This window comes from Lentzea sokolovensis (assembly GCF_033949975.1).
Lineage (GTDB): Bacteria > Actinomycetota > Actinomycetes > Mycobacteriales > Pseudonocardiaceae > Lentzea > Lentzea sokolovensis.
This window is the reverse complement of record NZ_JAXAVU010000010.1, coordinates 625,206-645,465: the sequence shown is the minus strand read 5'-3', so window position 1 is coordinate 645,465 and position 20,260 is coordinate 625,206. Positions and strand designations below refer to the sequence as shown.

Sequence of the window (20,260 nt, the reverse complement as noted above, 5' to 3'; positions counted from 1 at the left end):
CGGGTGATGCTCAAGCTCGGTGGCGAGATGTTCGGCGGTGGTGGCGTCGGTGTCGATCCCGATGTCGTCCAGACAGTGGCCAAGCAGATCGCGGCCGTCCACAAGTCCGGCGTGCAGGTCGCCGTCGTGATCGGTGGTGGCAACTTCTTCCGCGGGTCCGAGCTCCAGCAGCGCGGGATGGACCGTTCGCGCGCCGACTACATGGGCATGCTCGGCACGGTCATGAACTGCCTGGCGCTGCAGGACTTCCTCGAGCGCGAGCACGGCATCGACACCCGCGTGCAGACCTCCATCCAGATGACGCAGGTCGCGGAGTCGTACATCCCTCGCCGCGCGATGCGTCACCTCGAGAAGGAACGCGTCGTGATCTTCGGTGGCGGCGCCGGCCTGCCGTACTTCTCCACGGACACCACGGCCGCCCAGCGCGCGTTGGAGATCGGCTGCGAGATCGTCCTGATGGCCAAGGCCGTCGACGGCGTCTACACGGCCGACCCCAAGATCGACCCGGACGCGCTGATGTTCGACAACATCACCCACCGCGAGGTGCTGGAGCGCGGCCTCAACGTCGCCGACGCGACGGCGTTCAGCCTCTGCATGGACAACAACATGCCGATCCTCGTCTTCAACCTCCTCACCGAGGGGAACATCGCGCGCGCGGTGCGTGGTGAGAAGATCGGCACACTGGTCAGCACCCCCGGTGGCCGTCCGGCCTTCTAGACCTGGTGGGATCTCTCCAGGACCGGGAATTGGGCACGAACACGCAGAGCAAGGAGCAGTCGTGATCGACGAGACCCTCCTCGACGCCGAGGAGAAGATGGAAAAGGCGGTTTCGGTGGCGAAGGAGAACCTCTCCTCCGTCCGAACCGGTCGTGCGACTCCCTCGATGTTCAACCGAATCCACATTGACTACTACGGCTCGATGACGCCGCTCAACCAGATGGCGAGCATCACCGTTCCCGAGGCGCGCATGGCGGTCGTGAAGCCGTACGACGCGGGCCAGCTGAACGCCATCGAGAAGGCGATCCGGGACTCCGACCTGGGCGTCAACCCGAGCAACGACGGCGCGATCATCCGCATCGTCATCCCGCAGCTCTCCGAGGAGCGCCGCCGGGACATGGTGAAGGTCGCGAAGTCGAAGGGCGAGGACGCGAAGGTCTCCCTGCGCGGCGTGCGTCGCAAGGCGAAGGAAGAGATCGACAAGCTCGTCAAGGACGGCGAGGTCGGCGAGGACGACGGCGCGCGTGGTGAGAAGGAGCTCGAGGCTCTGACCCACCGCTACGTGGCGCAGGTCGAAGAGCTCGTGAAGCACAAGGAAGCCGAACTTCTCGAAGTCTGATGTTCCACTGATGGTTCGCCCGGCCGAGTCGCCGCAGGCGTGATTGCCCAGGCCGGGCGGAGGTCTTGATGGGAGCACAGGTGGCAGGCGGTCCCGCGGACGTCCCCACGTCGAAGCCGTCGCGCGCAGGGCGTGACCTGCGGTCGGCGATTCTGGTCGGCGTCGGGCTCGGCGCCTTGATCCTCGTGTCGCTGCTGACGGTCAAGGAGACCTTCATCGGCATCGTCGCGGCCGCCGCGGCGGTGTCGACGTGGGAGATCGCGAACGCCTTCAAGAAGGCCGGCATCAACGTCGCACTCTGGCCCGCGCTGATCGGCGGCCAGGCGATCATCTGGCTGTCGTGGCCGCTGGAGCGCTCCGGCATGATGACCGCGTTCGTGGTCACCGTGCTGGTGTGCATGATCTGGCGGTTCCGCGGCGGCTCGGACGGCTACCTGCGAGACCTGAGCGCGTCGGTGTTCACCGTCGCGTACATCCCGTTGTTCGCGGCGTTCGCGGCCATGCTCGTCGTTCCTGAAGACGGTGCGGGCCGCGCGTTCGCGTTCATCATCGGTGTCGTGCTCTCCGACGTCGGCGGCTACGCGGCCGGTGTCTTCCTCGGCAAGCACCCGATGGCGCCGACGATCAGCCCGAAGAAGTCGTGGGAGGGCTTCGCCGGCTCGTTGACCGCCGGTGCGGTCGGCGGCGCGATCACGGTGACGACGCTGCTCGACGGCCAGTGGTGGCAGGGCGCGCTGTTCGGCGCCGTGCTCGTCGTCACGGCCACCGCGGGCGACCTGGTCGAGTCGCTGATCAAGCGCGACCTCGGCATCAAGGACATGGGCACGCTGCTGCCCGGCCACGGCGGCCTGATGGACCGGATGGACTCGCTGCTCCCGTCCGCCGTCGCCTCCTGGCTGCTGCTGCACCTCTTCGTGCAGTAGGCGCTCAGTCGTCGTACGGGTCGTCCACCTCGGTGCGCGGCTCGGCCTCGATCACGCGGGACTGGTCGATAACGGAGAACGCCATTCCCGCGTGGTCCTCGACCACGGTGATGCGTCCGAACGGGGTGTCGTAGGGCTCCACGGTCACCCGGCCGCCCAGTTCCAGCACCCGGTACGCCACCGAGTCGGTCCCGATCTCGGGCGCGGCGTTGAAGTACACCATCCAGTGGGAGCGCTCTCCGTAGGGGAACTCGCGCCCCATCTTCTGCCGGCCGATGACCTCGGTGCCCTCGACGGACCACGACGCGTAGTCCAAACGGTGGCCGTCGCCGATCTGCGTGATGTCGTAGTGGCACAACTCGCCGAAGAACTCGTCGGCCGCCGCGCCGTCACGGGTGTTCAGCTCGGCCCACGCGTAGGCGCCGTGCCCGCCCGTGCCGAACCGCCAGTCCGGTGGCACGTGCCGGAACCCGACGACGGCGCCGGTCGGGTCGGCGATCACCGTGCTCTGCGTGTGGTCGGCGGCGTCCTCGGGGTTGCGCAGCACCGATCCGCCGAGGTGGAAAGCCTTCTCCGCGGTTGCGCGCGCATGGGGCGTGACCAGGTACAACCGCCACTCGTCCGGTTCGCCCTGCGGTAGCCCGGCGACGGGAATGCCGTCCACCATGGCCACGGTGTAGCCGTCGTCGTCGGCGTAGTGCCAGCCGAACAGGCCGGTGTAGAACTCGATCGCGCCCTTGAGGTCGTCGACGGATCTTTCGACCCAGCACGGACTTCCGGACAGCAACGGCGCGAGCTGGGGCGTGTTGGGCGCGATCGACACTGCCGCCTCCTGCAGGGAAAGAAGTGCCATAACGCTACGCCGTAGGTGGACGAATTCGAACGGTCACCGGCAAATGGAGGCCCTACAGTGTCTTCGTGAGGGGATTCGTGCGAGCGGCGCTGAACGCGGTGCGTCCGGCAGAGGTCGTGCCCAGTCCGAACATCTGGCACTGGCCTGACGTCTACGAGGTCGAGAACCGCGCACAGGACGTCCACGGCGCGATTTGGGCGGCGTTAAGCGAAGAATGTCCGTTTGACGGTCAGGACGTGGTGGACGTCGGCTGCGGCGACGGATTTCACCTGCCGTTGATCGCGCGCACCGCGAAGTCCGTCACGGGTGTCGAACCGCACCCGCCTCTGGTCGTCCGGGCCAGGCACCGTACGGCCGAACTGGCCAACGCGCGCGTCGTTTCCGGTCCGGCGCAACGACTTCCGCTCGACGACGCTTCCGCCGACGTGGTGCACGCCCGCACCGCCTACTTCTTCGGACCGGGCTGTGAACCGGGACTGCGCGAGGCGGACCGCGTGCTGCGGCCGGGCGGCGCGCTCGCGATCGTGGACCTGGACGGCTCGGCCGATCCGTACGGGCCCTGGCTGCGTGCCGACGAACCGCGCTACGACCCGGCCGTGGTCGAGAAGTTCTTCGCGGACAACGGGTTCTCGCTGCGGCGCGTCACGGCGGAGTGGCGGTTCGAGAAGCGGGAGGACCTGGAGGCCGTGCTGCGCATCGAGTTCTCCGCGAAGGTCGCCGAACGGGCGATCGCCTCCGTGAACGGACTGAGTTTTCCGGTCGGCTATCGCCTGCACGTCCGGCGCAAGCCGACAGGGCTGATCGTGTGATCCGCGACTAGGCTTCGGTTCGTGGAGAAGCGAAACGCAGGCAGGTTGAACCGCCGGATCGGCGTCGTGGGGCTGGGCTGCTGGCAGCTCGGCGCAGACTGGGGCGAGGTGGACGAGAGCGACGCGCTCGCGCTGCTGCACGCCGCGGCCGACACGGGGGTCGACTTCTTCGACACCGCTGACGTGTACGGCGATGGTCGTAGCGAGACGCTCGTCGGTCGGTTCCTCAAGGAGCGCAAGGACGACGGGGTGTTCGTCGCCACGAAGATGGGGCGGCGGCTGCCGGCGCAGGTCGCGGAGGGCTACAGCCGGGAGAACTTCCTCGCGTGGAACGACCGGAGCCGCCGCAATCTGGGCGTCGACACGTTGGACCTCGTGCAGCTGCACTGCCCGCCTACCGCGGTGTACAGCCGGGACGAGGTGTACGACACCTTGGACGAGATGGTTGAGCAGCAACGGATCGCTGCCTATGGCGTGTCGGTGGAGAAGGTCGAGGAGGCGCTGGAGGCGATCAGGCGTCCGCACGTGGCCAGCGTGCAGATCATCCTGAACGCGTTCCGGCTCAAGCCTCTCGAAGAGGTGCTGCCCCAGGCCGCCGAGGCGGGGGTCGCGATCATCGCGCGGGTGCCGCTCGCGTCCGGGTTGCTGACCGGGAAGTACGACAGGGCAACGACTTTCGGTGCGGACGATCACCGCAACTACAACCGCAACGGCGAGGCCTTCGACGTCGGCGAGACCTTCTCCGGGGTTCCCTACGAGGTGGGCCTGGAGGCGGTGGAACGCCTGCGGCCGTTGGTGCCGGAAGGTGCCACGATGGCGCAGTTCGCGCTCAGGTGGATCGTGGACCAGCCCGGCGTCACGGTGGTGATCCCCGGTGCTCGCAACGTCGAGCAGGCACGGGCCAATGCGCAGGCCGCTGAACTGCAGCCGGTGGACGAGAAGGCCGTCGCGGCGGTGTACGACGAGCTGATTCGCCCGCACGTGCACGAGCGGTGGTAGGTCACTCCTCGGCGAGGATCGCGTACAGCTTGCGGCGCAACTCGTTGTAGAGCTCGGCGGTGCGGGTCTTCTGCTCGGGCGTGCCCGCGTGGGAGATCTGCTCCATCGCGGCGCCGAGCAGCCGGACCGCTGTGCGCAGTTCGCCGTCGACCGGGTCGAGCTGGATGTCGATGTCGTGCCAGGGCGGAGCCGTGTGCTCCGTCCTGCCTTGCTCGGTGAGGTTGAACAGCTTCTTGCCGCCGTCCTCCGCCGCGGAGACGAGGCCTTCGTCAGCGAGCATCTGCAGCGTCGGGTAGACCGAGCCGGGGCTCGGGCTCCACACGCCGCCGGTGCGCTTGGCGATCTCCTGAATGATCTCGTAGCCGTGCATCGACCGTTCTGCCAGCAAGGACAGAACCGCCGCCCGGACGTTGCCGCGCCTCTGGCGGCCGCCCCTGCCGCCGCCCCCGAAGGGACCGCGGCGATGCCTGTGGTGGTGCTCTCTGTGGTGTGGTTTCATCATCATGTCGTTAACGATATATCGGAACCTATCGCGATGCAACGGTCTTGTGTTGGTGAAGTTCGTGGGACACTAGATGTGCTATGACCTCGCTTCCCCTTGTCTTCGACGCGCCCAAGCGCGGCCTGCCGCCGCGCCACCTGGTCGACCTCTCACCCGCCCAACGCGCGGAAGCCGTTGAGGCCCTGGGGGAGAAGCCGTTCCGGGCGAAGCAGCTGTCGAACCACTACTTCAGCCGCCTGACCGTCGACCCGGCCGAGATGACCGACATCCCGGCCGGCACGCGCGACAAGCTCGTCGCCGACCTGATGCCGCCGTTGTTCACGGTCGTGCGCAAGGTCACGGCAGACGAGGGCACGACGTCGAAGACGCTGCTGCGCGCGCACGACGGCACGCTCATCGAGTCGGTGCTGATGCGCTACCCGGACCGCGCGACGCTGTGCATCTCGTCGCAGGCCGGCTGCGGCATGGCGTGCCCGTTCTGCGCGACCGGCCAGGGCGGCCTGCAGCGCAACCTGTCGACCGCGGAGATCGTGGACCAGGTGCGGATGGGTGCCGCCGCCATGCGTGACGGCGACCTGCCCGGCGGCCCCGGCCGGCTCTCGAACATCGTGTTCATGGGCATGGGCGAGCCGCTCGCGAACTACAAGCGCATCCTCGAGGCCGTTCACCGCATCTGCGACCCGGCGCCGGACGGCCTGGGCATCTCGCAGCGCCACGTGACGGTGTCGACGGTCGGCCTCGTGCCCGCGATCAAGAAGCTGACCGAGGAGAACCTCCAGGTCCGCCTCGCCGTGTCGCTGCACACGCCGGACGACGAGCTGCGCGACACGCTGGTGCCGGTCAACACGAAGTGGAACGTCGCCGAGGTGCTGGAGGCGGCGCGCGGCTACGCGGACAAGACCGGTCGGCGCGTGTCGATCGAGTACGCGTTGATCCGCGACATCAACGACCAGGGCTGGCGCGCGGATCTGCTCGGCAAGAAGCTGCGCAAGCACCTGGGGCAGCTCGTGCACGTGAACCTGATCCCGCTGAACCCGACGCCGGGATCGAAGTGGGACGCGTCGCCGAAGCCGGTGGAGCGGGAGTTCGTGCGGCGCGTGCGTGAGCAGGGTGTCGAGTGCACCGTGCGGGACACGCGTGGGCAGGAGATCGCGGCTGCCTGCGGTCAGCTCGCCGCCGAGGGCTGAAATCGGTCGCCGTAACCGGTGACCTGCCTCTAGCGTTCCCCGCGATGAAACTCGAGGGGGAACGCTGGCGCACGCTCGTCAGCACGGTCAGGCTGGGCAAGGACGAGTACCGCGTGGTGCGACCTGCCCTGCCGTTGCGTCATGCGCCGCTGTACGAGGGGTACATGGGCGTTGAGATCTGCGTGGACAAAGCGGCCGCACGGACGATCGCCATGGCTTGGGCGTTCGCGATGAGGTCACCGCGCACGGTGGTGTACCTGCCTTTGCGAGAGACCGCCTGTGAGTGCCGGAGCAACGACGGGCCCGCGCTGGATCTGGTGCTGTTGCACCACGGCCTCGGGTTCCGGCGGTCGAGGTGGAAGGACGTGCGCGCCAAGCTGCGGGACGCGCGACCGCACACCGTTGTGTGCCAAGGGATGCCGGAAGAACGGCCGGTGCCCCGGTGGACACCGGAGACGCTGCGCGGAGAGATCGCGGAAAGCACCGTGTTCGTCGTGGGGGACAGGCCTGCGTTTCAGGCCGGCGGACGGGCGTTGCGGCAGCTGGTCGAGGACTGCCCGCGGCACATGCACGGGGCTCCCGGCACGCACTGTTGCGCCGAGGTCACCGCCAAGGACCGGCACTGGAACTGGTTGCACGTCGTGTACTGCGATGAGCACCGGGTGAGCACGCGCCGATGAAACTCGAGGGGGAACGCTGGCGCACGCTCGTCAGCACGGTGATGCTGGGCAAGGACGAGTACCGCGTGGTGCGGCCTGCTCAGCCCGTGAAGCACGCACCGCTGTTCGAGTCGTGGGTAGGCGCCGAGTCGTGTGTGGACAAAGCTGCGGCACGGACGATTGCGATGGCTTGGGCGTTCGCGATGAGGTCGCCGCGCACGGTGGTGTACTTGCCGTTGAAGCAGACTGACGCCGAAGAGTGCGCCTGGAGCGACGGCCCGTTCCTGGACCTGGTGCTGATGCACCACAGTCTGGGTTTCCGGCTGTCGAAGTGGAAGGAAGTGCGGGCCAGGCTCGGCCCCGGGCGGCCGCACACCGTCACCTGCCAAGGCTTTGGGGCGGAACCCGACTACGAACGGCTGCACCGCAAGGACAACCGGGACGTGCTGCGCGGGGAGATCTCGGGCGACACCGTGTTCATGGTGGGGAGCGCACCTGCGTTCCACTCGCAGGGACAGGAGTTCCGGAGACTGGTCGAGGACGGCCCTCAGTTCATGCACGAGAATCCGGGCGAGCACTGCTGCGCGGAGATCACCGAAGACCAGCGGCACTGGAAGTGGTTGCACGTGATCTACTGCGAAGAGCATCGCGTACATGCCTGAGGGGACCTCGAAATGGGCGTCTTGTACGACTACTTCGTCGCATCGTCGGACGAACTCGCTGCCGCCGCGATCGACGGCGGGCCGGTGGGGCTGTTTCGGACGGTCGAGACCAAGTCACTCGATCCCGCCGTGGTCATGGGGCAGCTGGAGGAGTTGCTCACCGGCCGCTCCTACGACGACGTCTCCGAGGATCCGCGGTGGGGCGACGCCCTCGTGATGAAGCATGACGGTGAGGTGCTGGTCCTCACCGTCACCGACGGGCTGCGGGACGGGCTTGCCGCGGCCGACGACCTGGCCGGGACGGCGGTGGCCTGGGCGAAGATCGAAGAACTGCAAGGGTTCGATCCCGTTGTGCTGGCCGACTTGCTGCAGCAGCTCCAGGCCCTCGCCGTGGAAGCCGTGAAGAACGGCGAACGGCTCTACTGCTGGGCGTCCCTCTAGGGCTTCACCTCGGTCAGCACGCCGGTCGCCACGTCGAACACGAAGCCGCGCACGGAGTCCTTCACCGGTACGAACGGGTTGCCGACGATGCGCGCGAGAGACTGGCGCACGTCCTCCTCCAGGTCGCCGAAGGCTTCGGCGGCCCAGGAGGGCTTCACGCCGACCTCGTCCTGGATCGAGCGCTTGAACTCGTCGTCGGTGAACGTCAGCATGCCGCAGTCGGTGTGGTGGATGAGGATGATCTCGCGCGTGCCGAGCAGGCGCTGGCTGATGGCGAGCGAACGGATCTCGTCCTCGGTCACGACGCCGCCGGCGTTGCGGATGACGTGTGCTTCGCCCTCCTGAAGACCCAGTACGCGGTACACGTCGATGCGGGCGTCCATGCACGCCAGGACGGCCACGTGCTTGGCCGGTGGCAGGGGGAGCGGGCCGGAGAACTGGGCGGCGTACGTGGCGTTGTTGGCGAGCAGTTCGTCGGTCACCGACATGATTCATGTCCTCTCACCTGGATGTACAGGTGAGCAAACTGTTGTATGCGCATACCTGCAACTGCGCCCGAAGGATGAGAAAGGCCCCCACTCAGACACAAGCGGGGGCCGACACATCTACAGCTGCCAGTTCTGGTTCGCGCCGCCCGTGCACGTCCAGATGTTCAGTCTCGTGCCGTCAGCGGAGGAGTTGCCGGCGGCGTCGAGGCACTTGCCGGACTGCGGATTGCGCAACGTGGTGCCCACGCGCGACCACACCTGGGCGCCGGTTCCGTTGCACGTCCACAGCTGCACGACCGTTCCGTCCGCGACGCCCGAGCCGTTGACGTCCATGCACTTTCCCAAGGCGCGCAACGTGTCCCCGACGCGTGACCACTGCTGGGCGCCGCTGCCGTTGCAGCCCCAGAGCTGGATCGCGGTGCCGTCGGCGGTGCCGGAGTTGCTGATGTCGACGCACTTTCCGCCTGTGCCCACGATCGTGCCGGACCCCGACGAGGTCAGGAACTGGCTGCGCGCCACGTTCCAGTGCGTCGCCAGGTAGGAACCAGAAGCAGGGTTGGTGTGGAAGTAGTCGTCGCCGCCGCAGTCGAGCTGGTTCTCCGGCGCGCCGGGGCAGACGTTCACCAGGCCGCCGGGCGGGTTCGGGATGCCGCCGTCGTTGTAACACATGATGTCCTGGTCGTCCCAGCAGTGACCGAACGCCGTGGAGTGCGGTGCCGAACGCTGCACGGCGCCCAGCGCGTGCAGCAGTTCGTGGCCGCTTGCCTGCCACGTCCAGCAGCCCGTTCCCACTGCGGCGTAAGAAGGTCCGGAGTTGTAGCCGTTGTCGGCGCCGGGACGGTCGTCGCCCGGCGCGCCCCACGCCACGCCGCAGCCGCCGGAGTCGTGCCAGAACAGGTACTTGCGATCGGTGCGGTTGTAGCCGCGAACAGCCAGTTGATCCGCGACAGCCGAAGGGGAAGACATCGCAGCCTGAGGTACGACAACGTTGTCGACCTTCGCGCGACAGTCGGTCTGCGTCACGAAACGCACGTGCCGAACGCCTCCGCCCAGGCGTGAGGCCGCTTCGACGAACGAGTTGTCGATCTGGTCGGCGAACGTCTGGAACTGGGCCACGAGCTGCGGATACCGGTCCGCGGACTGGTCGCCGCGCACGTACACGGCCTGAACGCGCTTCCCGCTCACCCCGTCGCCGTCACACACGACGGACTGGACGGAGAGGGCGGGCGAAGGCTGCCGGAACTCGTCCGGCAGGTCGTCCACGATGGGACTGAACAGGGAAAACGCCGCGAGCAACACGCCAAAAGACATGAGAAAGACCGCCTTCAACGCGATGACAGGGAAGCGGTCTAGACCATCTCGAACGGTAGCGAACCGCGCACGCACTGTCAGCGGACAGAACCGGACAGGAAACCGGCCGACACGACCGTGCGGCTACCATGCGGCCTCGTGGGGGAAGAGACGAGGCTGGTCGCGGGCAGATACGCGACGCTCAGAGAGCTGGGCCGGGGCGGCATGGGGGTCGTCTGGCTCGCCGAGGACCGGGTCATCGGACGGCAGGTCGCGCTCAAGGAGCTGCGGACCACCGAGACCGAGCGGGTGTTGCGGGAGGCCCGCACGGCAGGCCGCCTGAACAGCCCGAACGTCGTCGGCATCTACGACGTCATCGTCGAGCACGGCGCGACGTACCTGGTCATGGAGCTCGTCGAGGCGCCCACGCTCTCCGAGGTCATGACCCGCAGGGCTCTCACCGAGGACGAGGTCGCGGACATCGGTCTGCAGACGCTCAACGCGCTCGAAGCGGCCCACGCGGCGGGCATCGTGCACCGGGACGTCAAGCCCAGCAACATCATGGTGCTGCCCGACGGACGCGTGAAGCTCGCCGACTTCGGCATCGCCCGCGCGATGGACGATCCGGGACTGACCGCGACCGGTGGCATCATGGGCTCGCCCGGCTACATGGCGCCGGAACTGTTCGCGGGCAAGCAACCTTCGCCGGCGAGCGACCTGTGGGCGTTGGGCGCCACCATGTTCCACGCGATCGAGGGCCGCTCGCCGTTCCAGCGCGACACGACCGCGGCCACCATGCACGCGATCATGTACGAGGAGCCGGTCCTGCAACGGACCAGAGGGCCGCTCGCCGACACGATCATGGCGCTGCTCACCCAGGACGACACCCGCCGGCTCACGGCGGCTCAGCTGCGGGAACGACTCAGTGGTGCCACCACCACGGTCAAGCCGCTGACTCCGTCCGAGCAGACCGTCGTCATCGAACCGGTCACCACCTACGTCACGCCGAACACTCCGACGCACGCGGACTGGGACGCGAAACCCAAGTCCCGCAAGAAGATCGGTGTGTTCGCCGGTGCCGCGGCCGTGCTCGTGGTGATCGCGCTCGTCGCCGTGTTCCTCCTCAAACCCGATGCCCAGCAAGGGATCGCCGCCGCGCAGCCGAACATCGGCGCGACGACGACCACGGCCCCGTCGTCCAGCGAGGCGACGAGCAGCAGTTCCGCCGCTCCGAGCAGCAGCCAGGCGTCGAGTTCGGCGCCGTCGAGCACGCCGAAGTCGACTCAGGCGCAGGCCCAGCCCCCGCAGCCGACGACGCAGCCGAAACCGGCGCGCAAGACGGTCGCGATCACCCGCTACATCAAGCAGGGCACGCCCTTCCACTTCAGCGGCGTGCCGGGCGCGGGGCCTCCCGCGGGGTTCACCGCCGAGAACACCGGAGGGCTCGGCAGGCTGCTGGTGAACCAGGAACCGGGCACCAAACCGCTGGTCGCGTGCCGTGTGAAGGGCTCGGGCGACCACATGACGTCGCCGTGGCCGGACTGCGAAGGGCACGACAAGCTCTGGGACCTCGGCTACGTCTTCAACGACAGGCCGGCCGACGTTCCCGCGTTGCAGCTGTACCGCTGCATCTTCGAGGGCGCCCACTTCGACTCGCTCGACCCCCAGTGCGAGGGCCAGAAGACGGAGTGGTCCTACGGCTGGGTCGTCACCGGCTAGTGGCGGGTTCCAGGCCGAGGGGTTCGGAACTGTCGAACGTTTCGCGCGCCTCGGCCACGGACTCGTAGTTCTTCTGCGCCCACAACCGCAGCGCGGCCAGCGGCTCCGTGACGCTGCGTCCGAGTTCGGTCAGCTCGTACTCGACGCGCAACGGCACCGAGGGGTACACCGTGCGCGTGACGAGCCCATCGCGCTCCAACGTGCGCAACGTCTGCGTGAGCATCTTCTGGCTGACGCCCTCCAGCCGGCGCTTGAGCTCGCCGAACCGCTTGGGCCCGTCCTCCAGGTCGCCGATCACCAGCGCCGTCCACTTCGACGCGACCATGTCCAGCAGGTCGCGGCACGGGCACATCTTGAGGTAAACGTCCCTGATCACGGCTAGTTTCTACCAGGTACCTAGTGCACAAGATAGTGCCTAATTGCGAAGAGTGACCAACTCTCCCATGCTGGACAGCATGCGAGCGATCATCCAGAACGAGTTCGGCGGCCCCCTCACCCTCAGCGACGTGCCCAAGCCCGCGCCACTCCCGACGGAGGTCCTGGTCAGGGTGCACGCGGCCGGCGTCAACCCGGTCGACTGGAAGACCCGCGCCGGCAGCGGCATGGCCGGGATGCAGACCTTCCCGTTCATCAACGGCTGGGACGTCTCCGGTGTGGTCGAGGAGGTCGGCTTCGGCGTCACGACCCTCAAGCCCGGCGACGAGGTCTACGGCATGCCGTGGTTCCCGCGCGCCGCGAGCGCCTACGCCGAGTACGTCACCGCGCCGTCCCGCCACTTCGCGAAGAAGCCGACGAGCCTCACCCACGTCGAGGCGGCCGCGTTGCCCCTCGCCGCGCTCACCGCGTGGCAGATCCTCGTCGACACGGCGGACGTGCAGCCGGGGCAGAAGGTGCTGATCACGGCCGCGGGAGGCGGTGTCGGCCACCTCGCGGTCCAGATCGCGAAGGCGCACGGCGCGTACGTCATCGGCACCGCGCGTGAGCCCAAGCACGCGTTCCTGAAGGAGATCGGCGCCGACGAGGTGATCGACTACACGAAGGGCGACTACGCGGGCAACGACGTCGACCTGTTCGTCGACCTGGTCGGCGGCGCGTCACCGGACTCGGTGCGTCCCGGCGGGCTGTTCGTCGGCGTGCCGTCCGGAGTGGACAGGCCGATCCGCGGCGACATCAGGACCAGCCCGATCCTGGTGGAACCCGACCGCGCCGGCCTGCGGGCGATCGCGGCGCTGGTCGAGTCGGGCGAGCTCAAGGTGCACGTCGACGCGACGTTCCCCCTGGAAGACGCCGGAAAAGCACATGCCCTGGGCGAGACGGGCCGCACCCAGGGCAAGATCGTGCTCGAGACGCTCTAGCGGCGCCAGGACGTCCGGCGGCGAGCCGTGTCCCACACCAGGAAGGCGATGATCGAGACGCCGGTGGCGATGAGGAAGATGTTCTCGGTCTTGCCGTGGTGGTTGCCGATCAGCATCAGGAAGCAGAAGCCGGCCGAGAGCCAGCCCGCGATGCGGGTGCCCTTCGGGAACGTGCCGTGCCAGCCCCACTCGTGCGACGGTTCCTCGTGAGGGTCGACGGCAGGACGCTTGTCCAGTTCCGAGGACGTAGCCACGGTTTCCTCCACTGCTCATCCGGATTACGAGGTCATCGTCGCACATGACGGCGAGCACGGAGGTGTGAGGTCGCGCGCGCACGACTGACGAGCGAGGTCGCCCGGGTCTAGGCTCTTCGAGGCCTACCCGTTCGATCTTGCGAAGGCGCCTCGACTTGACCGGCTTCTCTCCCGCCGAGGCCTCCACCCCGGACACGTTCGCCCCCGTCGAGATCGGTCTCCACGGCGTGCGCAAGCGCTTCTCCGACCAGGTGGCGGTCGACGGCGTCTCGCTGAACGTCCACGAGGGCGAGTTCTTCTCGGTGCTCGGCCCGTCCGGCTGCGGCAAGACCACGGTCCTGCGCATGATCGCCGGCTTCGTCGACCCCGACGAGGGCCGCATCGAACTCGACGGCAACGACATGGTGGGCGTCCCTCCCTACCGGAGGGACGTCAACACCGTCTTCCAGTCGTACGCCCTGTTCCCGCACATGTCGGTGTGGGACAACGTCGCCTACGGCCTCAAGCGCAAGAAGATCCGCGGCGACGAGCTGAAGAAACGCGTCGGCGAGCACCTCGAACTGGTGCGGTTGTCACAGTTCGCCAAGCGCAGGCCCACGCAGCTCTCCGGTGGTCAGCAGCAGCGCGTCGCCATCGCCCGTGCGCTCGCCGCAGGTCCACAACTGCTTCTGCTGGACGAGCCGCTCGGCGCCCTTGACGCGAAGCTCCGCAAGGAGTTGCAGATCGAGCTGATGCGCATCCAGCGCGAGGTCGGCACGACGTTCCTCTACGTCACGCACGACCAGGAAGAGGCGCTGGTCCTCTCGCATCGGATCGCTGTCATGAACGCGGGCAGGATCGAGCAGGTCGGCTACCCGGAGGACGTCTACGAACGTCCCGCGACCCGGTTCGTCGCCGGGTTCATCGGCACGTCGAACATCCTCGACGCCGAGGTGTCCGGTGTGGACGGTGAGTTCGCCGCGCTGACGGCTCCTGGCGCCACGAACCTGCGTGCCAAGTTCTCCGGCAAGGTCGGCCACGGCCAGAAGGTCGCCGCGACCGTGCGCCCGGAGAAGGTGCACCTGTTCAACGAGACCGCCGAGCCGCCGACCGGCTGGTGCGTGCTCCAGGGCGTCGTTCAGGACGTCGTCTACACCGGCGTTTCCACGCAGTTCGTGGTCGACACCCCCGGTGGCGTGCTCACGGCGTTCGTGCAGAACGCCCAGCGCATCGACGACGCCGGCGCGCCCGGCCAGACGGTGCGGATGGCCTGGGACCCCGAGTTCACCGTGCTGCTGGAGCAGAAGGATGGCTGAGCACGTCCGGATCGCCCGGCTGTGGGACGTCGACAGCCCTCGGGTGACCCGCCGCACGATGCTGGGCTCGATGGCCTTCTTCGCGCTCGCCGCCTGCGCGGTCGGTCCCGCGCCCACGAACACCGGCGGGCCGAGCGCGGGCAAGGCCGTGAACCTGACCGACGAGCCCAAGCTCAACTTCTACAACTGGACCGACTACATCGCACCGGAGACGTTGCCGGGCTTCACGGCCGTGAGCGGCATCGAGGTCACGTACGACAACTTCTCCACCAACGACGAGATGGAAGCCAAGATCGCGTCCGGCCAGGCGGGCTACGACCTGGTGGTGCCGAGCGACAACTTCCTGCGCCGGTTCCTGCGGTCCGGCCTGCTGCAGCCGCTGGATCACGACGCGATCGGCAACCTGCGCAACCTGGAGCAGCGGTTCGCCGAGGCCGAGTACGACCCCGGCAACAGGTACTCCGTGCCGTGGGCCTGGGGCACAACGGGTCTGGCGTACTCGAAGTCGCAGATCGGCGGCGACGTCACCGGGTTCGACGCCTTCGACCTGCCGGACGCGCAGGGGCGCAGCTCGATCCTCGACGAGGCCCGCGACGGCATGGCGATCGGGCTCCTGAAGCTCGGCCACGACCCGAACACCACGGACGCGAAGCAGATCGACGACGCGGCGAACTTCCTGCTGTCGTTGAAGAAGAAGCTCGGCCAGATCACCTCCGACGTGATCGAACCGCTGACCTCGGGCCAGGTGCGGCTCGCGCAGTCGTACTCCGGTGACGCGTTCCAGGCGCGCGCCGCCAACGACGACATCGGGTACGCCATCCCGACGGAGGGCGGACTGTCCTACGTGGACCTGCTCGTCATCCCGAAGGACGCGCCGCACGCCGCGAACGCGCACCGGTTCATCGACTACGTCCTCGGTGCGGAGGCGGGTGCGGCGCTGTCCAACGCCGTCCGGTACGGCAGCCCCAACGCCGCCGCGAAGCCCTTGATCGACAAGGAACTGCTGAACGACCCGGTGGTCTATCCGCCGGAGGACCAGCTGAAGAAGCTCCCGTTCACCAAGGACCTCGGCGGCGACGCCGAAGCGCTCTACGCCGACGCGTGGACGAAGGTCAAGACCGGCTGACCGGCATGCTCTTCATCCCGCGGATCACCACCGAGTCGCGGAACACCACCGGACCCGTCTGCCGCAGGTCCGGCATCCGGCGGGCCAGCGCGCGGAACGCCACCTCGCCCTCCATGCGCGCGAGCGTCGCACCCAGGCAGTAGTGGATGCCGCTGGAGAACGCGAGGTGTTCCGGCTTGTGCACGCGCATCACGTCGAACTTGTGCGGCTCCGGGTAGACCTCCGGGTCGCGGTTCGCGGCGGCGATCAGCAGCGTCACGACCTCGTCCTTGCCGATCCGGTGGACCTGCTCGTGTGCGATCCGGCTGGTCATGTGCACCGGCGGCGCCCACCGCAACGTCTCCTCGACCACCGCGGACGCCAGTTCCGGGTTGGCCTTGAAGAGCTTCCACTGCGACGGGTGGTCGAGCAGCGCGCGCGTGCCGTTGCCGATCAGGTTCACCGTGGTCTCGAAGCCCGCGACCAGCAGCAACACCAGGGTGCTGAGCATCTCCTGCGGGGTGAGCCTCTTCTCGGCCTCGGCGGCGACCAGAGAACTGATCACGTCGTCACCCGGCGTCCGGCGGCGTTGCGCGATGAGCCGGTCGAACAGTTCGAGCACCTTGTCGTTGGCGTCGGCCATTTCCGCGGTGACGCCGGTGTCGATCGACGCGGCGACGAGCGCGCCGTAGTCGGCGAACTCGGCCGTGTCGGCGTCCGGGATGCCCAGCAGGTCGCTGATCACCGAGATCGGCAGCGGCGCCGCGAAGTCCCCGATCAGGTCGAACTCGTCGCGGTCGAGCAGCGCGTCGGCGACCTTCTCGACGCGCGCCCGGTACTCGTCGATCTTCTTCGGGCTGAACGCCGGCGTCGCGATCCTGCGCAGCCGGGTGTGGTCCGGCGGGTCGAGCTCCAGGAACGACTCGGCCAGCAGGCTGCCGTTGACCGGACGGCTCCCGTCGGAGAACCGCATGCCGAACCGCCGGTCGCGCAGGATCGTGTTGGCCACCGGGTGGCTCGTCGTGACCCAGAGGCCGCCGTCCCCGCTCAGCGACCCGAGTGCGCGCAGCCGCTCGTAGATCGGATGCGGGTCCTCATGTCCGGTCAACTGCTCGAACATCACTTACCCCCTCGAACACCGTGGACAGCACGAACCGGGGAGCGTCCAGCGGCGCGAGACGGCCGTCGCTGATCGCCTCCCAGGCGTTGAAGAGCCCGGCGTAGAGGGTGTTCAGGATCCACCACGCGGGCAGGTCGCGGCGCAGCTTCGTTCCCTGCAGCCGGGCGATCAGGTCGAGCACGGGCCGGTCCATCTCGCGGATGCGGGCCGCCAGCTCCTCGTCGCGGTCGAGGCCGGGGAAGCGGAGCAGGAACTCCACCCGCGGGCCGAGCGCGACCAGGCGCGTCATGAGGTCTTCCAGCGCGTCGTCGCTGTCGAAGTCGACGTGGCACGCCACCGACTCGATCAGGTCCAGCGCGTCGCTCGCGAGGGCGCGGACGAGTGCCGTCCGGGTGGGAAAGCGCTTGTGGAGTGTGGTCCTGCCGACACCTGCCGCCCGCGCCACGTCGCCCAGGGACGCGGTCGGGTCCTTGAGCAGCACGGACGTCGCCGTCTGCAGCAGGTGAACACTCATGTTCACAAACGTACACTGATGTTCACTCGGCTTGGTGGTCGAAATCGGCGAAGCCCATTTCGACCACCAAACGAACTTCGGCTTCTAGGAGTGTCACTGGCAGGATGCTGATCCGTGCTTCGACGCTGGCTGAAGGCCAACGCCCTCCTCGCCCCGACCGGGATCTGGCTGGGGTTCTTCCTGATCGCGCCGCTCGTCGTGGTCGTCGAGTTCAGCTTCGCGACGCGCAACACGGGGGTCGCCCGCGCGGTGCTGCCGTGGACGACGCAGGCGTACCTGACGGCGCTGGACCCGGCGTTCCTGCCGATCTTCGGGCGAACCCTGCTCTACGCCGGCGCCACGACCGTCGCCTGTCTGCTGCTCGGCTTTCCACTGGCGTGGTTCATCGCGCGGCACGGTGGCAGGTACCGCACGGCGTTGCTCGCGGCGGTGCTGATCCCGTTCTGGTCGAGCTACCTCGCGCGGATCTACGCGTGGAAGGCGCTGCTGGACGGCGAAGGGCTCGTGAACACCGTGCTCGGGTGGGTCGGGCTGGACCGCGACGGCGGTTTTCTGCTCACGCATGGAGCGGTGATCCTCGGTCTGACGTACGGCTTTCTGCCGTTCATGGTGCTGCCGCTGTACGTGGCGTGCGAGCGGTTCGACGTCCGGTTGATGGAGGCGTCGTACGACCTCGGGCACGGCCGCGTGTCGACGTTCTTCCGCGTGGTGCTGCCGGGGGTGTTGAGCGGTGTGCTGGCCGGGTCGTTGCTGGTGCTGGTGCCCGCGGCCGGTGACTTCGTGACGCCTAAGCTGCTCGGCGGGGTCGAGCAGTCGACGTTCGGGTCGGTGATCGACGACCAGTTCCGCGGCGGCAACAACTGGCCACTGGGCTCGGCGATGGCCGTGCTGCTGCTCGTGCTGGTGGTGTTCGTGCTCGTGTTGCGCGGGCGGCGTGGGGAGGACGTGCTGTGAACCGTCGTCCGTGGGCGCTCGGTGCTGTCGTGGCCCTGGTCTTCCTGTTCTTGTACGCACCGATCGGGTGGCTCGCCATCGCGTCGTTCAACTCGTCGCGGTCGTTGTCGCGGATCAGCGGGTTCTCGTTGCGGTGGTACGCGGAACTGCTCGACGACACGCGCGTCTTCGCGTCGTTGCAGCTGACCTTGCAACTGGCGCTGGCGTCGGCGGCGATCTCGACGGTGATCGGGACGCTGGCGGCGTTCGGGCTGCGGCGCGCGTTTCCCGGCCGTGGGCTCTGGACGGTGTTGCTGTCACTGCCTTTGGTGGTGCCCGAGGTCGTCATGGGCGTGGCGATGCTGGGGTTCTTCGTGCGGCTCGCCGGGATTCCACTCGGGTTCGGCGCGCTGTTGTTCGCGCACGTGGCGTTCTCGCTGAGCTTCGTGGTCGTGGTGGTGCGGTCACGGGTGTCCGGAATGGACGTTCGGATGGAGGAGGCCGCGGCCGACCTCGGGGCGTCGCCGTTCGTGGCCTTCCGGACCGTGACGCTGCCGCTGGTGGCGCCCGCGGTGGTGGCGGGTGCGGCGTTCGCGTTCCTGCTGTCGTTCGACGACGTGGTGATCTCGTCGTACCTGACCGGGGTCGGATCGACGACGTTGCCGGTGTTCGTCTACGCACAGGCTTCCAAGCGGGGGATCTCGCCGGAGATCGTGGCGCTGTCGACGTTGATGGTGACCGCGACGGCGCTTCTCCTGGTCATCGGCGTGGTGATCGCGTCGTGGCGGGCGCGCAAGGCGGGAGCTGTCGCTCGGCTGGCCTAACTTCTTGCCAGGGCTGTATCTCCGCCTCGGCGCGGACGACTTCTCCAGTGGAGGCCAGTTCCTTGGGGGAGGACGACGTGCCGCAGCTGCACATCCAATTCACTGATCGGGACGTCGCGCAGACGCGGTTGAAGCTGGAAGCCGACCTGCTGTGGGAGATCGTCGGCAGCGCTCAGATGCTGCGACGCGGGGAGTGCGACCTGTCTTTCGGTCCATGGCGCCGACAGGTGCGCGAGCTGGCCGCACGCGACCCGGACCTGCGGATGGCACTGCACACCGTGATGACAGCGGCACCGCACGCGGCTTGTTGCTGGCCGGACGACCTCTCCACGGCCGGGTCCGCCGCGCTTCGTCAGGCATTGCACGTCTACCGCCGGTGCGTGATCGAGCCGCACCTGCCGATCATCGAGGACGGCCTGTGCACCGACGCGGCGGCCAGGATCCACCAGTACCTGCACCGCGGCCCGGAAGGGCTCCTGAGCACGCTCGGGGCCGCCACCCGATGGCATCCGCCCGTGCTGTCCGTCGACCACCCGCACGACCGGGAGCTGGGTCTGCACGGTCGGGGTCTCACCCTGATCCCCTGTTACTTCGCCCCGCGTCACCCGGTCGCCCTGGCGGATCCGCCGGCACTGGTGTTCCCGATCCGGACCGAGTCACGCCTGCTGGCCGGCGGACGCGCGGGCGGTGACCAGCTGACGGCGCTGCTCGGTGCCACCAGGGCGTCGATCCTGAGATCGGTGATCGGCGGGAGCACCACCACCAGGCTGGCGAAGACGGTGGGCGTGGCGCCTGCCACGGTGAGCCATCACACCGGCGTGCTGCGCGAGGCGGGCCTCATCGCGACCGAGCGCGAGGAGAACTTCGCCCGGCACCTGATCACCCCGCTGGGACTGCGGGTGCTGGCCGCCGGTCGATGAGAACGCGGCCGAGGGCCGTCGCGACGAGCATCCACTTCGGACGCTGCCGGACGGCCCTCGGCTGTCATCCGG

The 20,260-nt window shown here is 68.1% G+C and carries 24 protein-coding genes; 16 read left to right on the top strand and 8 right to left on the bottom strand.

Annotated features, from left to right (window positions below; all coding sequences use genetic code 11):
- The first annotated feature begins 6 nt into the window (after nucleotides 1–6).
- From pyrH to SK854_RS25050, 3 genes are all read left to right on the top strand, one after another.
- Nucleotides 7–717, top strand: a complete 711-nt coding sequence (pyrH, locus tag SK854_RS25060; RefSeq protein ID WP_396426237.1) for a UMP kinase — start codon at nucleotides 7–9, stop codon at nucleotides 715–717.
- Nucleotides 718–778: 61 nt separating this feature from the next.
- Nucleotides 779–1,336 (top strand): ribosome recycling factor, encoded by a 558-nt coding sequence (gene frr / locus SK854_RS25055; protein WP_090066386.1) that lies wholly within the window; start codon nucleotides 779–781, stop codon nucleotides 1,334–1,336.
- 68 nt (nucleotides 1,337–1,404) lie between these two features.
- A complete protein-coding gene (locus SK854_RS25050) occupies nucleotides 1,405–2,259 on the top strand; it encodes a phosphatidate cytidylyltransferase (RefSeq protein WP_319977546.1) in 855 nt (284 codons plus the stop codon).
- Between the two features lie 4 nt (nucleotides 2,260–2,263).
- Here SK854_RS25050 and SK854_RS25045 read toward each other — a convergent pair whose 3' ends face one another.
- Nucleotides 2,264–3,082: a VOC family protein gene (locus SK854_RS25045; protein WP_319977545.1), complete on the bottom strand. Its 819-nt coding sequence runs from the start codon at nucleotides 3,080–3,082 to the stop codon at nucleotides 2,264–2,266.
- A 95-nt stretch (nucleotides 3,083–3,177) separates the two neighbouring features.
- Between SK854_RS25045 and SK854_RS25040 the strand changes: the two genes are divergently transcribed.
- Together SK854_RS25040 and SK854_RS25035 are read left to right on the top strand one after the other, a co-directional pair.
- Nucleotides 3,178–3,921 carry a class I SAM-dependent methyltransferase gene (locus SK854_RS25040; protein WP_319977544.1) on the top strand — a complete coding sequence of 248 codons (744 nt, stop codon included), beginning with the start codon at nucleotides 3,178–3,180 and terminating at the stop codon, nucleotides 3,919–3,921.
- 21 nt (nucleotides 3,922–3,942) lie between these two features.
- Nucleotides 3,943–4,920 carry an aldo/keto reductase gene (locus SK854_RS25035; protein ID WP_319977543.1) on the top strand — a complete coding sequence of 326 codons (978 nt, stop codon included), beginning with the start codon at nucleotides 3,943–3,945 and terminating at the stop codon, nucleotides 4,918–4,920.
- A gap of 1 nt (nucleotide 4,921) precedes the next feature.
- Here the strand turns inward: SK854_RS25035 and SK854_RS25030 are convergent, their stop codons facing one another.
- Complete coding sequence (locus SK854_RS25030; RefSeq protein WP_319977542.1) at nucleotides 4,922–5,308, bottom strand: PadR family transcriptional regulator; 387 nt, start codon at nucleotides 5,306–5,308, stop codon at nucleotides 4,922–4,924.
- Between the two features lie 194 nt (nucleotides 5,309–5,502).
- Here SK854_RS25030 and rlmN point away from each other — a divergent pair, with 194 nt between their 5' ends.
- The 4 genes from rlmN to SK854_RS25010 are packed head-to-tail and all read left to right on the top strand — an operon-like array spanning nucleotide 5,503 to nucleotide 8,371.
- Complete coding sequence (rlmN, locus tag SK854_RS25025) at nucleotides 5,503–6,609, top strand: 23S rRNA (adenine(2503)-C(2))-methyltransferase RlmN (RefSeq protein WP_319977541.1); 1,107 nt, start codon at nucleotides 5,503–5,505, stop codon at nucleotides 6,607–6,609.
- 44 nt (nucleotides 6,610–6,653) lie between these two features.
- Entirely contained in the window at nucleotides 6,654–7,289 is a 636-nt protein-coding gene (locus SK854_RS25020; protein ID WP_319977540.1) for a hypothetical protein, read from the top strand.
- Entirely contained in the window at nucleotides 7,286–7,930 is a 645-nt protein-coding gene (locus SK854_RS25015) for a hypothetical protein (protein ID WP_319977539.1), read from the top strand. The genes SK854_RS25020 and SK854_RS25015 overlap by 4 nt, the downstream gene beginning before the upstream one ends.
- A gap of 12 nt (nucleotides 7,931–7,942) precedes the next feature.
- The gene (locus SK854_RS25010; protein ID WP_319977538.1) at nucleotides 7,943–8,371 is read left to right on the top strand and encodes a hypothetical protein; all 429 of its coding nucleotides are present in this window, start codon (nucleotides 7,943–7,945) and stop codon (nucleotides 8,369–8,371) included.
- Here the strand turns inward: SK854_RS25010 and SK854_RS25005 are convergent.
- Entirely contained in the window at nucleotides 8,368–8,859 is a 492-nt protein-coding gene (locus tag SK854_RS25005; RefSeq protein WP_319977537.1) for a beta-class carbonic anhydrase, read from the bottom strand. The two genes, SK854_RS25010 and SK854_RS25005, sit on opposite strands and share 4 nt — an antisense overlap.
- A 117-nt stretch (nucleotides 8,860–8,976) precedes the next feature.
- On the bottom strand, nucleotides 8,977–10,170 hold the full coding sequence (locus tag SK854_RS25000) for a ricin-type beta-trefoil lectin domain protein (protein WP_319977536.1): 1,194 nt from the start codon (nucleotides 10,168–10,170) through the stop codon (nucleotides 8,977–8,979).
- A 138-nt stretch (nucleotides 10,171–10,308) separates the two neighbouring features.
- On the opposite strand from SK854_RS25000, the gene SK854_RS24995 reads away from it, so the two are divergent.
- The gene (locus tag SK854_RS24995; protein ID WP_319977535.1) at nucleotides 10,309–11,868 is read left to right on the top strand and encodes a serine/threonine-protein kinase; all 1,560 of its coding nucleotides are present in this window, start codon (nucleotides 10,309–10,311) and stop codon (nucleotides 11,866–11,868) included.
- Here SK854_RS24995 and SK854_RS24990 read toward each other — a convergent pair.
- Nucleotides 11,858–12,220, bottom strand: coding sequence for a winged helix-turn-helix transcriptional regulator (locus tag SK854_RS24990; RefSeq protein ID WP_319977861.1), 363 nt, complete (start codon nucleotides 12,218–12,220; stop codon nucleotides 11,858–11,860). The two genes, SK854_RS24995 and SK854_RS24990, sit on opposite strands and share 11 nt — an antisense overlap.
- Nucleotides 12,221–12,323: 103 nt before the next feature.
- Between SK854_RS24990 and SK854_RS24985 the strand changes: the two genes are divergently transcribed.
- Nucleotides 12,324–13,223 (top strand): NADP-dependent oxidoreductase, encoded by a 900-nt coding sequence (locus tag SK854_RS24985; protein ID WP_319977534.1) that lies wholly within the window; start codon nucleotides 12,324–12,326, stop codon nucleotides 13,221–13,223.
- On the opposite strand, the gene SK854_RS24980 is transcribed toward SK854_RS24985, so the two are convergent.
- The gene (locus tag SK854_RS24980; protein ID WP_319977533.1) at nucleotides 13,220–13,477 is read right to left on the bottom strand and encodes a DUF2631 domain-containing protein; all 258 of its coding nucleotides are present in this window, start codon (nucleotides 13,475–13,477) and stop codon (nucleotides 13,220–13,222) included. The two genes, SK854_RS24985 and SK854_RS24980, sit on opposite strands and share 4 nt — an antisense overlap.
- A 155-nt stretch (nucleotides 13,478–13,632) precedes the next feature.
- Here SK854_RS24980 and SK854_RS24975 point away from each other — a divergent pair, with 155 nt between their 5' ends.
- On the top strand, nucleotides 13,633–14,772 hold the full coding sequence (locus SK854_RS24975; RefSeq protein WP_319977532.1) for an ABC transporter ATP-binding protein: 1,140 nt from the start codon (nucleotides 13,633–13,635) through the stop codon (nucleotides 14,770–14,772).
- Complete coding sequence (locus SK854_RS24970) at nucleotides 14,765–15,898, top strand: polyamine ABC transporter substrate-binding protein (protein ID WP_319977531.1); 1,134 nt, start codon at nucleotides 14,765–14,767, stop codon at nucleotides 15,896–15,898. Before SK854_RS24975 ends, SK854_RS24970 begins: the two co-directional genes overlap by 8 nt.
- Here SK854_RS24970 and SK854_RS24965 read toward each other — a convergent pair.
- Nucleotides 15,885–16,997 carry a cytochrome P450 gene (locus SK854_RS24965; RefSeq protein ID WP_319977530.1) on the bottom strand — a complete coding sequence of 371 codons (1,113 nt, stop codon included), beginning with the start codon at nucleotides 16,995–16,997 and terminating at the stop codon, nucleotides 15,885–15,887. The two genes, SK854_RS24970 and SK854_RS24965, sit on opposite strands and share 14 nt — an antisense overlap.
- Nucleotides 16,972–17,511 (bottom strand): TetR/AcrR family transcriptional regulator, encoded by a 540-nt coding sequence (locus SK854_RS24960; RefSeq protein WP_319977529.1) that lies wholly within the window; start codon nucleotides 17,509–17,511, stop codon nucleotides 16,972–16,974. Before SK854_RS24960 ends, SK854_RS24965 begins: the two co-directional genes overlap by 26 nt.
- Nucleotides 17,512–17,625: 114 nt before the next feature.
- Between SK854_RS24960 and SK854_RS24955 the strand changes: the two genes are divergently transcribed.
- The 3 genes from SK854_RS24955 (at nucleotide 17,626) to SK854_RS24945 (ending at nucleotide 20,188) form a co-directional block, all read left to right on the top strand.
- Nucleotides 17,626–18,465, top strand: a complete 840-nt coding sequence (locus SK854_RS24955) for an ABC transporter permease (protein ID WP_319977528.1) — start codon at nucleotides 17,626–17,628, stop codon at nucleotides 18,463–18,465.
- On the top strand, nucleotides 18,462–19,268 hold the full coding sequence (locus SK854_RS24950) for an ABC transporter permease (RefSeq protein WP_319977527.1): 807 nt from the start codon (nucleotides 18,462–18,464) through the stop codon (nucleotides 19,266–19,268). The genes SK854_RS24955 and SK854_RS24950 overlap by 4 nt, the downstream gene beginning before the upstream one ends.
- Nucleotides 19,269–19,345: 77 nt before the next feature.
- Nucleotides 19,346–20,188 carry an ArsR/SmtB family transcription factor gene (locus SK854_RS24945; RefSeq protein ID WP_319977526.1) on the top strand — a complete coding sequence of 281 codons (843 nt, stop codon included), beginning with the start codon at nucleotides 19,346–19,348 and terminating at the stop codon, nucleotides 20,186–20,188.
- Nucleotides 20,189–20,260: the final 72 nt, after the last annotated feature.